This is a genomic window from Halorussus litoreus (assembly GCF_003382685.1).
In the GTDB taxonomy this organism is placed as follows: domain Archaea; phylum Halobacteriota; class Halobacteria; order Halobacteriales; family Haladaptataceae; genus Halorussus; species Halorussus litoreus.
In genome coordinates this window covers 26,114-38,905 of the sequence record NZ_QLVG01000055.1, presented here as the reverse complement: position 1 = coordinate 38,905, position 12,792 = coordinate 26,114, and the positions used below count along the sequence as shown (strand labels likewise).

13 protein-coding genes are annotated in these 12,792 nt (G+C 67.6%); 8 read left to right on the top strand and 5 right to left on the bottom strand.

What is annotated here, in order from left to right:
* On the bottom strand, positions 1-1,219 hold a 1,219-nt coding region (locus tag DPQ64_RS15685), incomplete at its 3' end, for an AI-2E family transporter (protein ID WP_157971749.1).
* 84 nt (positions 1,220-1,303) lie between these two features.
* Positions 1,304-2,737 carry an MFS transporter gene (locus DPQ64_RS15680; RefSeq protein WP_115865257.1) on the bottom strand — a complete coding sequence of 478 codons (1,434 nt, stop codon included), beginning with the start codon at positions 2,735-2,737 and terminating at the stop codon, positions 1,304-1,306.
* Between the two features lie 181 nt (positions 2,738-2,918).
* On the opposite strand from DPQ64_RS15680, the gene DPQ64_RS15675 reads away from it, so the two are divergent.
* A complete protein-coding gene (locus tag DPQ64_RS15675; RefSeq protein ID WP_115865256.1) occupies positions 2,919-3,293 on the top strand; it encodes a 30S ribosomal protein S8e in 375 nt (124 codons plus the stop codon).
* Positions 3,294-3,337: 44 nt separating this feature from the next.
* Here the strand turns inward: DPQ64_RS15675 and radB are convergent, their stop codons facing one another.
* Positions 3,338-4,075, bottom strand: coding sequence for a DNA repair and recombination protein RadB (gene radB / locus DPQ64_RS19670; protein ID WP_115865255.1), 738 nt, complete (start codon positions 4,073-4,075; stop codon positions 3,338-3,340).
* 520 nt (positions 4,076-4,595) lie between these two features.
* Here radB and DPQ64_RS15665 point away from each other — a divergent pair.
* Positions 4,596-5,204 (top strand): undecaprenyl diphosphate synthase family protein, encoded by a 609-nt coding sequence (locus DPQ64_RS15665; RefSeq protein WP_115865254.1) that lies wholly within the window; start codon positions 4,596-4,598, stop codon positions 5,202-5,204.
* A 45-nt stretch (positions 5,205-5,249) separates the two neighbouring features.
* On the opposite strand, the gene uppS is transcribed toward DPQ64_RS15665, so the two are convergent.
* A complete protein-coding gene (gene uppS, locus DPQ64_RS15660; RefSeq protein ID WP_115865253.1) occupies positions 5,250-6,188 on the bottom strand; it encodes a polyprenyl diphosphate synthase in 939 nt (312 codons plus the stop codon).
* A 151-nt stretch (positions 6,189-6,339) separates the two neighbouring features.
* Between uppS and DPQ64_RS15655 the strand changes: the two genes are divergently transcribed.
* From DPQ64_RS15655 to DPQ64_RS15630, 6 genes are all read left to right on the top strand, one after another.
* Positions 6,340-6,534: a cold-shock protein gene (locus DPQ64_RS15655; protein WP_115865252.1), complete on the top strand. Its 195-nt coding sequence runs from the start codon at positions 6,340-6,342 to the stop codon at positions 6,532-6,534.
* A gap of 102 nt (positions 6,535-6,636) precedes the next feature.
* Positions 6,637-7,041, top strand: coding sequence for a DUF5778 family protein (locus tag DPQ64_RS15650; protein ID WP_115865251.1), 405 nt, complete (start codon positions 6,637-6,639; stop codon positions 7,039-7,041).
* A 238-nt stretch (positions 7,042-7,279) separates the two neighbouring features.
* Positions 7,280-8,677, top strand: a complete 1,398-nt coding sequence (gene hemA / locus DPQ64_RS15645; protein WP_115865250.1) for a glutamyl-tRNA reductase — start codon at positions 7,280-7,282, stop codon at positions 8,675-8,677.
* Positions 8,678-8,925: 248 nt separating this feature from the next.
* On the top strand, positions 8,926-9,201 hold the full coding sequence (locus DPQ64_RS15640; RefSeq protein ID WP_115865249.1) for a 4a-hydroxytetrahydrobiopterin dehydratase: 276 nt from the start codon (positions 8,926-8,928) through the stop codon (positions 9,199-9,201).
* A 21-nt stretch (positions 9,202-9,222) separates the two neighbouring features.
* Complete coding sequence (gene lwrS / locus DPQ64_RS15635) at positions 9,223-9,615, top strand: LWR-salt protein (RefSeq protein ID WP_115865248.1); 393 nt, start codon at positions 9,223-9,225, stop codon at positions 9,613-9,615.
* A 59-nt stretch (positions 9,616-9,674) separates the two neighbouring features.
* Positions 9,675-10,325, top strand: coding sequence for an HAD family hydrolase (locus tag DPQ64_RS15630; RefSeq protein WP_115865247.1), 651 nt, complete (start codon positions 9,675-9,677; stop codon positions 10,323-10,325).
* Between the two features lie 360 nt (positions 10,326-10,685).
* Here the strand turns inward: DPQ64_RS15630 and DPQ64_RS15625 are convergent, their stop codons facing one another.
* Positions 10,686-12,584, bottom strand: coding sequence for a molybdopterin biosynthesis protein (locus tag DPQ64_RS15625; protein ID WP_115865246.1), 1,899 nt, complete (start codon positions 12,582-12,584; stop codon positions 10,686-10,688).
* Positions 12,585-12,792: the final 208 nt, after the last annotated feature.

Genomic DNA, 12,792 nt, shown 5'->3' with positions numbered 1-12,792 from the left:
GGTCGAGCGCCGGCACCGGCGCTCGACCGCGAGCGCGACGATGTGCTCCGCTTCTGCTCGGCGACGACTCGGCCGCCACCCCGGAGTCGGGACTGGCGGGGCTGGTGGGACCGCCGCGCTCCACGTCGAACTCGCCGCGCTCGACCAACTCCGGCACGATGACGCGCACGAAGTGAACCACCAGCACGAGCAGGAGTGGCCCGAGGAACAGGCCGTACCAGCCGAACAGCACCGGGCCGAGCACGTACGCGAGCAAGATCAGTCCGGTGTGGAGGTCCCGCCCGGAGACGTACGGCCGGAGGACGAGTTCCGGGATCGTGTCCACGACCACGAACGCGACGAGCAGGAAGAGCGCGGGGAACCACAGCAGCCCGGGGTCGGTCACGGCCGCGACGACCGCGAGCACGATACCGAGCGGGACGTACACCAGCTTCATGCCGACGACCGGAACGAGGCTGGTGAGGCCGGTCAGCATGCCCAGCAGGGTCGGCGACGGGACCGAGACGACCGCCGGCGCGGCGATGTCGAGGAGGTGATACACCACGGCGGAGACGATGGCGATGACGAACGCGGTCAGGATGTTGCCGAAGTACACCGTCTCCAGGTCGTGGTCGACCGCGCGGGCGAACGCGACCGTCGGGCTGTCGGGGCCCGCGACGTCGGTTCGGAACCACGCCGCGAGCTTGTGGTCGTCCCGGAGCAGGTAGAACGCGATGACCAGCACGATGACGATGCCGATGGCGGTGCTGGCGAGCACGCCGAGTATCGCGACCACGGACGCGAGCACGTCGCCGACGGCCGCTGCACCCCGGTCGGTCACGAACTGCTCGGGGTTGGCCTGCACCGCGGTGAGCAACTGTTCGGGGTCGAGCAGCAGCGAGGTGTCGACGTACGGGCCCAGCATCCCCTCGAACTCCGAGCGATTCACGCCGATCAGGTCGCTCAGCTCCCGGACGCTGACGACCACGGTGTACCCCAGCAGGACGATTCCCGGCAGCGCGAGTCCGAACAGCGCCGTGATGGCGGTCAGGGTCGGCTGGCGCATCCGGTCGAGCAGCGGTCGGTACATCGGACGCGTCGCGTAGTAGACGAACAATCCGAGCAGGAACGTTCCGAGGAACGAGAACACGACGTAGCCGACTGCGGCGAGCAGCGCGAGCGCGACCAGCCACCACGCGATGCGCTCGCGGTCGAACGAGAACTCACGGACCCACCCCATGCGTGGACGTTCGACGCGCAGACGTAAGTTCCTCGGGGCGCGGAACTCGGAGTCGCTACGCGGAAGAAACGCCGGAGTCCGACCTCAGAACAGCGGTTCGCCCATCGTCTCGCGGCCGAACGCGAACACCACGATGCCGCCGAGGACGAACGCGACCGCGAGGGGCGCGAGCGCGGCGAGGTAGCCGACCTCGACGAGCGCGCCGGCCAGAATCGGGCCGAGAACGGCCCCGATCTTGCCGACCCCGCCCGCGAACCCGTTGCCGGTGGCCCGGACCTCGGTCGGGAACAACTCGGGCGTGTAGGCGTAAATGGCACCCCACGCGCCCAGAGTGAAGAAGCTGGCCGCGAGCAGGCCGGCGAAGAAGGGCCAGAAGCCCGAGAACCCGGCACCGAACAGCGAGACGCCCGGCATCGCCGACGCGAACAGGAACGTCGAGACGCCCGAGAGCGCGAGATAGCTCCCGAGCGTGGGCTTTCGGCCGATCTTCTCGACGAGGTACGCCGCGCTGAAGTAGCCCGGGAACTGGACGAGGCCGATGAGCAGGAAGTAGACGTACAGCCCGTCTACCGTCGCGCCGCCGAGCGTGACGCTCTCGACCACGCCCGCAGCGCCGACCGTGTCCGGGAGCCAGATGAACACGCCGTAGTAGCCGAAGTTGACCGCGAACCACGCCGCCGCGATCATCGCGGTGCGCTTGCGCAGGTCGGGCTCGAACAGTCGCGAGTAGCCCGCCGAGGTGCCGGTCTCGACCGACTTGGCGGTGATCGGGGTGAACTCCTCGCCGTTCTCCTCGGCGATGGCCTCGATGCGCTCGTTCGCGCCCTCGACGTCGCCACTGCGCGCGAGGTAGTACGGCGTCTCGCGCAACTGGCTCCGGATGACGAACACCAGCAGCGCGGGGAACGACGCACTGGCGAACAGCAGCCGCCAGCTCTCGACAGCACCGACGACCGGGAGGGCGATGGTGCCGCCCGTCGGAAGCGCCGAGAGGAACACCCACGCGAGCACCACCGCGAACACGTTGCCCAGCGGCCAGAACGCGTCGAGGTAGACGAGATAGCGCCCCCGCCGGTCGGTCGGCAGGTGCTCGGAGAGGTACGAGGTGTCGACCGCCAGCGCCCCGCCGAGCCCCACGCCGGTCAGGAATCGGAGCGCGAACCCCGAGTAGAAGCCGGTGGCGAGGGCGGTTAGCCCTGCAAACACCGAGTACGAGAGGACCGTCCACTGGAACGCGTCGACGCGGCCGTACTCGTCGGCGTACCAGCCCCAGAGCCAGTTGCCTGCGATCATCCCCATCAGGCTGGCGCTGCCGAGCAGTCCGGCCGCGAAGCCCGAGAGTTCCCACGCGCCGATGAGCACCGGGAGCGTGAAGCTGATGATGATGACCTCCATGCCGTCGAACGCCCACGCGCTCCCGCAGATCGCCAGCAAGCGACGGTGGAATCGACCGACAGGGATGCGGTCGATCACCTGCGAGACGGTGACGCTCTCCTCCGTGTTCGCGCCATTTGCCATCGATGATGCCTCCGTAGTACACGTTGTGCATCATCCCCACTTAAAGACAGGGATTTCGAATGCAATCGAACTTTTTGGAGAGTTTTTCTCTTCGATACTCGGTTCCGGGTCGAGGACAGTTCAAGGGTCCGCCGGGTCCAAAAGGTTGCATATAAGTACGCCCGTACCCGATTCCCCGGGTATGAAAGACCAAGGGCGCTCCACGCGCAAGCGCACGGGCGGACGACGCCGACCGCAGCACAAGAAGAAGAAGTACGAACTGGGCCGCGAACCCACCGAGACCACGGTCGGCAAGACGAAGCTCCGCGCCCTCGACGCCCGGGGCAACACCGAGAAGGTCCGCGCGCTGTCGACGAACGTCGCGCAGGTCGCCACCGGCGACGGGACCGTCGAGGCCGAAATCGAGGACGTCGTCGAGAACGCGGCGAACCCGAACTACGTCCGGCGGAACATCGTCACCAAGGGCGCGGTCATCGCGACCAGCGAGGGGAACGCCCGCGTCACCTCCCGGCCCGGCCAGACCGGCGGCGTGAACGCGGTGCTCGTTGAGGAGTAGTCGTTTCTACGCGGTTCCGTCGCCGTTCCTGCGGTGTCGACCTTCTACGGCGTTCGATTCTCGGCAGCTTCGAGTCCAGAGTCCGTGATCGTGAAGCGGGTGGTCTCGCCCGCGGGCTTCGCGCGGTGTTTCTCCAGTGTCGCCCGGCGGTTGCCGCCGCGGAAGCGCTCGATGCGGACGACAGTGCCGGTCCAGTGTTCGAGCGTGTGACCGCCGAGCGCCCGCGCCCGGTCACCGTCGGGGTCGGTGTACACCTGATTCGTCAGCACCACGGCGAGGTCGTGCTTGCGCGCCAGCGACAGCAGGTGGGTGACCTGACTGGCGACCTCGCGGAGCGCCTCGCCGCCCTCCTCGTCTTCGGAGCGCTTGAGCCGGTAGAAGCCGGTGGCGCTGTCGAGCACGACGAGGTCGGCCCGCTCGGCGAGGTCGGCCACGTCCCGCACGGCTTCCTCCTGCTCGTCGAAGTCCATCGCCTCCTTGATGATGATGCGCGAGGTGAGCCCCGCCACGTCGTCGGCGGCATCGCCGTCGTCGCCCACTTCGCTCGCGGCGTCGGCACGGGCCTGCGCGACCTGCTCGAACCGCGACAGCGACAGCCCCTCGGTGTCGACGTACACCGCGGTTCCGCCCTCGGCCGCGACCTCGACGGCCGCCGCGAGGGCGACGTTGGTCTTGCCCGCGGCGGGCGGGCCGTACACCTGCGTGACGGTTCCGCGCTCGAACCCGCCGCCGAGCAGGTCGTCGAGCGACCCGCAGCCCGTCCGGATGACCTCTTCGTTCACGGCAGGGAGTTGGGCCCACCCGGTCAAAAGGCTCTGGATTCGTGGGCGCTCGGTGAAGTCGCCGCTCGCGACGACACCGTGAGACGATACTCTCCGCGCACGCTGGAGGTAATTTACAATCTCGGCGCGCGCGAGCAACGCGCGCGAGGGCGGCAGGTGCGCTGGCGCGGTCGCGCCAGCGCACCTGCCGCGGTTGGGGAGGTGTGAGGCTCGCGGTCGCGGTTGCGGTGTCTGCACGAGCGAAGCGAGTGCAGGCTCGTCGGAGCTGTGCTCCGACGGTGCGGTTGCGGCCACGCCGAGGCTCAAGCAATCGTAGTGGTCGCAGTTGCTGTTGCGGTCGCGGTTGCTGTTACGGTCGTGGTTGCTGTTGCGGTTGCGGTTGCTGTTGCGGTCGTAGCTTCTGACGCAGTCGGGGTTCCCCAACCAGTCGGCACGCAAACCGGCGAAAAGGAACATCCGAACTCCACAACGCCGCCACAGTCCGTGACGTTTAGGACGGTCCCCCACGAAGCCACTGCTAGTGGGACTGTACGACCGGTATCTCGCCGCCCGACTCCGGAGACACGACGCCGACCCCCCGAGCCACGTCGCCGTCATCGTCACCGAGCGCGACCTGCTCGAACAGGGCGCGTACGCCACGCTAGAAGCGTTCTTCGAGTGGGCGTTCGACTACGGGGCCGAGCGCGTGACGGTGTACGTCGGCGTGCTCGACCCCGAGGCGGCCCCGACGCTCCGGCGCGAACTCGAAGGGGTGTCGGCCCCGCGCGAACTCGCCGTCCGCGGGCCCGAGGACACTCAGCGCGCCGACGCGCCCATCCAGTTCTCCATCGGCCTCGGCGGCAAGCACGAGTTCGCGGGCGCGGTCCAGAAGATCGCCGAGGACGTGCAAGCTGGTGACCTGTCCGCCGAGCACATCGACGAGAGCGAGGTCGACAAGCATCTCGTGTTCCCCGAGAATCCGGATCTGGTCCTCAAGACCGGCGCGGAGCGGCTCTCGGACTTCATGATCTGGCAGTCGGTGTACTCGGAGCTGTACTTCACCGACGTGAACTGGCGGGACTTCCGGAAGCGCGACTACGTCCGCGCGCTGCTGGACTACAAGAACCGTCAGCGTCGGTTCGGGCGGTAGAGGTCTCTGATACTCCCCGGAACTGTGGCCACGTACTGAACGATTTCAGTCCAGCGACGACGGCTCCCCGTCGACGTCTAGCTCTTCGACACCGAGTTCCTCCGCGGCCGACTCCTCGGGGAGCTTCCCTCGGAAGCGCTCTATGACGCCGCGAGCCTCGTCGAGTTCCACGCCGCCGAGGGCCTTCACCAGCGCGAGTGCGCGCTCGGCGCGGGTGCGCCGCCACGACTCCTCGCGGGACTCGTACGTTCGGACCGCCCGGAGGAAGTCGACCTTCGAGAACTCCGGCCAGTACGGCGTACAGAAGAACACCGCGGCCTCGTTGCCGTTGGCGTGCCACGGCAGGAAGTTCGAGGTGCGCTCGTCGCCGCCGGTCCGGATGATGAGGTCGACGTCCCGGAGCGGGCGGTCGTAGATACGGTCCTCGATCTCGGCCACGTCGATGTCCGCCGGCGCGAGGTCACCGTCCTCGACCGCGCGGGCGACCTCGCGAGCCGCGCCGAGGAGTTCGTTCCGACCGCCGTACGCCAGCGCGACGTTGAGCGTGAACTCGTCGTAGTGGGCGGTCCGGCGCTCGGCGTAGTCGACCGCCTCCCGGACGCGCTCGGGAAGTCGGTCCACGTCGCCGATGGCGCGGATGCAGACATTCCCGTCGTGGACCCGGTCGTCGTCGCCGAACTCGTAGAGCTTCTCCTCCAGGAGGTCGAACAGGACCTCTTGCTGGTTCTCGGGCCGGTCGAAGTTCTCGGTCGAAAAGGCGTACAGCGTCAGTTCCTCGACGCCGATGTCCTTGCACCAGTCGAGCACGCGTTCGGTCGTCTGTGCGCCCGCCCGATAGCCGTCCGGGGCGTCCTCGCCCTGCTTGCTGGCGTATCGTCTGTTCCCGTCCTGGATGACGGCGACGTGTGTCGGTGCCCCCGAAATCTCCCGCTGGAGAAGCCGTTCGTAGGCGACTCCCACGCGCCGCTGTACCCACTTCAACATCCGTTGGTCCCACCGACGCGGCCGAGCGCAATTAGCCTTTTGACACCCGACCGACTCGGTTCCCCTCCGAATACCCGACTCACAGACTCACAAATCAGATACACCGTGTGGCATACCTTTTTAAGTGTGGGGCGACATACGGTCGAACGCAATGGCGAAAGGTACGGTCGATTTCTTCAACGACACTGGCGGATACGGCTTCATCGACAGCGAGGATTCGGAGGAAGACGTCTTCTTCCACATGGAAGACGTCGGCGGTCCCGATCTCGAGGAGGGGCAGGAAGTCGAATTCGACATCGAACAGGCCGACAAGGGACCACGCGCGACGAATCTCACGCGTCTGTAGCGGTACCCAGTCGAACAGTGATTTTCTTGGAGCGACCCGCGTAGAGACTTCTCTGTCGGCCGAATCGCAGGGCGTTTAACCGCCGGTCGGCTTGCTTCGGACATGGAAGACGCGCTCGACGAGGAGCTCTACCGACGCACCAAGCAGTTGCTCGAACCGGGCGAGATCGAACTGAACGGTGCGGTCGTCCACACCGACTTCGGCGGCGACGAGGACGTCGAGATGCACCAGGCGACCGTCGACGTGGGCGAGATCATCGCCGAGCACGCGGGCCACGACCCGAAAGACACGTTCGTCTACTCGGGCACCGACGACTCGGAGTTCGCCTCGAACCAGCATCAGGGGCTCACGCTCGACGACGAGTCGTTCGTCTGGGAGTGCCAGCAGCTCCTCCGGGAGGGCAGCTTCGACGTGGTGTTCTACTACGAGGCCAGTGCCGACCACGAAGCTATCCTCGACGGCGTGCGCGAACTCGGCTTCGACGTGACCGGCGTCGAGGGGTCGTGACCGGCGGAGACGGCGAGAAAGGCAACGAGACCATGAGACCAGTAGCGAGACGATGGGAACAGCAACGAGACGACGGGAACAGCAGCGAGACGGCGGGAAGCGGTGGACCTCTCGCGTTTGGAAGGCTTTACGTACGGGCCGTTCCAACCTCCGGAAACGAGACCGCACGTGGGTGTGAGGACAACAGTATGACTTCGAAACGCTCTCTATCCGACGGACGTTCTACGAGGGGTACCCCGTGAGCGCGGCGACCGGAGTCGTCACCGGCGTCCGGGTCAGCCACGACGAGGCCAGCCTCGACACCGTCGAGGCCGCCTGTCACGTCGACGACGAGACCGTGCTGAGCCGGTTGACAGACGCGCCGCCGGTCCGCGAGGCGTTCGCGCTCCAGACGTGCAACCGCTTCGAGGCGTACGTGGTGACCGACGCCGCGGCGACCGGGCGAGCGGTGCTCGACGACTTCGCGCCCGACGTGGGCGACCACTCCGTCGTCGAGATGAGCCACGAGGAGAGCCTGCGCCACCTCATGCGGGTGGCGAGCGGGCTCGAATCGCTCGTGCTCGGCGAGGACCAGATTCTCGGCCAGTTGCGCGACGCCCAAAGTGTCGCAGCGGAGGCGGGCGCTCTCGGCCCGATACTCGACGACGCGGTGACGAAGGCCATCCACGTCGGCGAGCGAGCCCGGACCGAGACCGCGATCAACGAGGGCGCGGTGTCGGTCGGCAGCGCGGCGGTCGAACTGCTCGAAACCGAGACCGACCTCGCCGCGGGCACCGCCGTGGTCGTGGGTGCCGGCGAGATGGGCACCGTCGCGGCCCACGCGCTCGCGGACGCCGACGTGGAGACGCTCTACGTCGCCAACCGCACTCCGGAACGCGCCGGGGAACTCGCCGGCGAGGTGGACGCCGACGAGGCCCGCGCGGTCGCGCTCGACGACTTCGACGCCGCGCTGGCCGACGCGGACGCGGTGGTCAGCGCCACCGGGAGCGAGAGTCACGTGCTCGACGCCGAGGACTTCGCTGACGCTGGGGAGCTACTGGTGGTCGACATCGCCCAGCCCCGTGACGTCGCGCCCGCCGCGAACGCGCTCGCCGGCGTGTCGGTGTTCGACATGACCGCACTGGAGACCGTCACCGACGAGACCGCGCGGCGGCGACGCGCCGCCGCCGAGTCGGTCGAGGCCATGATCGACCGGGAGTTCGACCGCCTGCTGGAGGGGTACAAGCGCAAGCGCGCCGACGAGGTCGTCTCCGCGATGTACGAGAGCGCAGAGCGCGTCAAGGAGCGCGAACTCTCCGAAGCGCTGACCAAGCTCGACGCGCACGGGGACCTCTCGGCGGACCAGCGCGAGGTCGTCGCCTCGATGGCCGACGCGCTGGTGTCCCAGTTGCTCGCGGCCCCGACCAAGAGCCTGCGCGACGCCGCCGCGGAGGACGACTGGACGACCATCAACACCGCGCTCCAGCTGTTCGACCCCGGCTTCGGGGACGACGCGGATGCGCCCGGCGGTGGGAACGCGGCCGCTGAACCGCCGGCGTTCGTCCGCGAGCGGTTGGGCGACGACGACGTTCCCGACGAAATCGCCGAGCAGATGTCCGACGACGTGACCGCGGAAGTAGCTGGCGAGGACGATTGACGCCCTCCTCAACTCAGTCGAGATTTCCGGTTACTTTCTCGCCCGCAACGACCGTCCTTCAATCGAATTCGAGGTAGAGCGACGACGAGATTGCCTCCGAAACCATCCCCGTCCACTCATCGGTAGTTCTGTCAGTCGCGTCTATTTAGTCGAAAATACTGGAAACGTATAAATTTACTATTTCTATCCCGTCACGAATACTCGGCTCGCCACCGAACTTTATCAGCTATCGCGCCCAACGTTCACGCATGGCGGAGCTACTCTCCGACGACGAAATCGAGGCACAGCTACCCAGCGACTGGGACCGCGTCGACGACGAGATCGTCCGCGTCTACGAGTTCGAAGACTACCTGAAGGGAGTGGCGTTCGCGACCGAACTCGGCGAACTCGCAGAAGAGGAGTTCCACCATCCGACAATCGAGATCCGCTATAAGGAGGTCGAGGTCCGGTTCACCAGCCACGAGGAGGGCGGGATCACCGACGCCGACGTCGAGATGGCCGAGCTCGCCGACGACATCCGGTGATTTCGGAGAGCGAGCCCAATCATGGACGCACGGTACGTCTTCGCGGTCCGATTTCGGCTCGACCCCGCAGTCGGCGGGGTGTCAGTCGCCCCCGACGAGTTCGAGACGCGGCTCTACCGGGAGGCCGACCCGCCGGGCGAGGACGGCTGGCTCTTCTTCCGGGACAACCTCTGGCGCGGCGAGATAAACGACGCCGACCACTTCAGGCGGCTGACCGAGGACGCGCTGGGCACGACGGACACGCGGAGTGTGACCGTGCTGTCGGTCGAGTACCGCGCGCTGGAGACCGACGAGGAGTATCTGGACGCGCTGAAAGACGAGATCGGCGACGACCTCGCGCAGTTCAACGCCGATTCGGTGTCGGCGGTGCTGAACAAGTACCTCGGAAGTTCGCTCGAAGTCGAGAGATCGTAGCCCCGGCGCGTCGTTTCGGAAAACGTTTATTTTCCCCCGGCGCTTACACGTCTGTCCCCATGGTCGCCCGAGAGTACGATTACTGGTTGCTCGACCTCGACGGTACCCTCGTCGACGTGGACTGGTCGTATCCGCGGTCGGTGTTCGACCGGGTCGGCACCCGCCTCGGCCGAGAGTTCACCAACCGCGAGGCCGAGATCCTCTGGCACGGCCTCGGCGGGAGCCGCAACGACCAGCTCCGCGAGTGGGGGGTCGACCCGGCGGACTTCTGGCCCGTTTTCCACGAGATCGAGGACTCGAGACGTCGGGCCGAGAAGACGTTCCTCTACGACGATGCCGAATTCGTCGCCGACCTCGACTGCCCGGTCGGACTGGTCACCCACTGCCAGCCGTTCCTCGCGAACCCGGTGCTCGACGAACTCGGCATCCGCGACTGGTTCGACACCGTCATCTGCTGCGACGAGGACCTCGGATGGAAGCCCGACCCCGCACCGCTCCATCACGCGCGCCAGCAGATCGGCGTTCCCGACAATGGGCACGACGGGGTGTACGCGGGTGACGGCGCGAGCGACGTGGGTGCGGCGTGGAACGCCGGCCTCGACGCGGTCCACGTCGAGCGCCACGGCCACGCCCACCGCCAGCAGTGCGTTCTGGGGGACTATCGCGTGGAGAACTTCGAGGAGTTGCTGGCGATGCCGACTTCAGAGTGAGCGGTTTTCAACTTCGATTCTCGCGGGCAGAAGCAGTCCCAGCTGCAGTTATTGAGACTGGTTTGAAAGCCCCCGCCCGCTCGCTTTACGTCTCAGTCGATTCTGGTGGGGCGACAACCCAGATGGAGAACGTTTTGAAAGCCCCCGCCCGCTCGCAGTCGCTCAGCGACATATCCTCGTTCGCTTCGCTCACTCAGATAGGGGCCGCTGAGGCGACCAAGACGAGCGCGAGCGGGCGGCCCCTTTCAGTCCACCCAGACCGGTTGCTCGGGTCACCGGTCGCATCCGGTAGAAGGCGTCACCGAGCGCATCCCGGTGGAATGCGCACGGGGCGCTTCTCGTGGAAGGGTACACCGAGCGCTACCGGTCGAACCCCGGCAGTTCCGAGAGGATGGCGTCCAGTTCGTCGTCCAGCGCGCGCTCTAGTTCCCGGACGCCAGCCTTCCCCGCGCGCTCGGGGTTCGCCAACACGCGGACCGTCTCGGTCCCGACCGGCACGAACCCGAGGCTCAGCTTCTCGGCGGTCGCGCGCAGTCCGAGTCCCGCGTCCGCTTGGCCCCCGGCGACCTTTCTGGCCGGGCTCTCGTGAGCCTTCGCGGCGAGTTCGAAGCCGTCGATGGCTTCCGTCAGGTCGCGGCGAGTGGTGCCCCGTTCGTCGGCGAGGTCGGCGAGCGAATTCGCGAGGTTCGTTCTGAGGCCCGAGTCGCTCCCCCGATTGACGAAGCGCAGGTTCCGGTCCACGAGGTCCGCGATCCCGGCGATTTCCGTCGGGTTTCCGGCCGGGACGACCAGTCCCCACTCGCGCTCGTAGCTGGCGAGTTCTTCGGCGTCGGCCGCGTCGCGTTCTCCGTCGCCCGCGGTCGCGACCGCGAAGTCCGGCACGCCGTCGCGCAGGCGGCGCAGGCCCCCCCGGGAGCCGACCGCGAGGTAGCGGGGTCGCTCCAGCGAGTCGAGCAGGCGCGCCAGCGCGGGGTCGTCCTCGCCGACGCCGAACACCGTGGGCGGGCGCACGTCCGGCGAGAACAACTGGACCGTCACCGATTCGTCCTTCGCGAGATAGGCGGTGTCGGCCGGGACCTCGACCACGCCGTCGGCCTCGACGAGGCTGGTGGTCGCGCCGCTCCCCTTGTCGGTGGGGTACGCGAGCAGGTCGCCATCTTCGGTCGCTGTGAGGCCGACGGGCATCAGCCGCATCCGTCCTTCGCCGTAGCGCTCCTCGGCGGCCATCCGGGCCTCGACGGTCGCAGTGGCGGGCTCCGGAACACCTGCGGCCTCGCGGATTGCCGGCGCGACGAACGTCCGGAAGATGGTGAGCGCCGAGACTGGGTAGCCCGGCAGGCCGACGTACGCGGAGTCTTCCAATCGCCCGACAAGCATCGGTTTGCCGGGCTTGACCGAGACGCCGTGGAGCAGGAGTTCGCCCCGCTCCTCGATGACCTGATAGATGACGTCCACCGCGCTCGCGCTGGTCGACCCGGACGACAGCACGAGGTCGCACTCGTCGGCCGCCTCGCGGAGGATGCGCTCCATCTCGTCGTAGTCGTCACCCGCGTGGGGGTAGAGTTCGGGCTCGCCGCCCGCCTCCTCGACCGCGGTGGCGACGGTGTAGCTGTTCACGTCGTAGATCTGGCCCGCGTCGCTATCGAGGTCCCTGCCGGGCCGGACGAGTTCGTCGCCGGTCGAGACGATGCCGACGGTGGGCTTGGCTCGGACTGGGACCGAATCGACGCCGAGCGCCGAGAGCAGTCCGATCTCGCGGGGCGTGAGCCGGGTTCCGGGGCCGAGCGCGCGCTCGCCGGCGGCCACGTCCGCGCCAGCGAGCATCACGTGGTCGCCCGGCGCGACCGCGGTTCGAATCTCGACGGCAGCGCGCTCGGCCACCTCGTCAGTTCGCTCGACCATCACCACGGCGTCCGCGCCGGGCGGCATCACGGCACCCGTGGAAATCTCGACCGCCTCGCCTTCCGCGACCTCGACGTCGGGCTTCTCGCCCGCGTGGACCGTCCCAGCGAGGTCGAGGACTTCCGGGTCGGTCTCGTCCGCGCCGAAGGTGTCGCGGGCGCGCACCGCGTAGCCGTCCATGCTCGCGCGGTCGAACCCCGGCACGTCGAGGTCGGCGTCGATTCGCTCGGCGAGGACTCGCCCGCGGGCGTCGGCAAGCGGGACCGTCTCGGGGTCCGGTGTGAGGTCGAGGCTGGCGATTGCGTCTCTGGCGTCTTCTGGGTCCGAGAGGTCGCGGAACTCTTTTCTATCGGTCATCTATCATCACCTGTGTTTGGCATAGTCGGCGCGTTCGGAGTTGACACTGGAGTATCTCTTGAGGAGGGTAGCGCTCGCAGGAACACGTCGTTGAAAGCCCCCGCCCGCTCGCGGTCGCTGAGCGGGATATCTCGCGGGCGCAGAACTGCGCCCGCGAGATAGTGGCCGCGCTCAGACGACCACGGGACTGCGGCCCGCGAGCGGGCGG

Excerpts from the sequence above, each read along its gene's own strand:
- DPQ64_RS15680 (WP_115865257.1), bottom strand. The coding sequence starts at position 2,737 with ATGGCAAATGGCGCGAACACGGAGGAGAGCGTCACCGTCTCGCAGGTG.
- DPQ64_RS15675 (WP_115865256.1), top strand. The coding sequence starts at position 2,919 with ATGAAAGACCAAGGGCGCTCCACGCGCAAGCGCACGGGCGGACGACGC.
- DPQ64_RS15625 (WP_115865246.1), bottom strand. The coding sequence starts at position 12,584 with ATGACCGATAGAAAAGAGTTCCGCGACCTCTCGGACCCAGAAGACGCC.
- lwrS (WP_115865248.1), top strand. The coding sequence starts at position 9,223 with ATGGACGCACGGTACGTCTTCGCGGTCCGATTTCGGCTCGACCCCGCA.
- DPQ64_RS15655 (WP_115865252.1), top strand. The coding sequence starts at position 6,340 with ATGGCGAAAGGTACGGTCGATTTCTTCAACGACACTGGCGGATACGGC.
- DPQ64_RS15640 (WP_115865249.1), top strand. The coding sequence starts at position 8,926 with ATGGCGGAGCTACTCTCCGACGACGAAATCGAGGCACAGCTACCCAGC.
- DPQ64_RS15630 (WP_115865247.1), top strand. The coding sequence starts at position 9,675 with ATGGTCGCCCGAGAGTACGATTACTGGTTGCTCGACCTCGACGGTACC.
- uppS (WP_115865253.1), bottom strand. The coding sequence starts at position 6,188 with ATGTTGAAGTGGGTACAGCGGCGCGTGGGAGTCGCCTACGAACGGCTT.
- DPQ64_RS15650 (WP_115865251.1), top strand. The coding sequence starts at position 6,637 with ATGGAAGACGCGCTCGACGAGGAGCTCTACCGACGCACCAAGCAGTTG.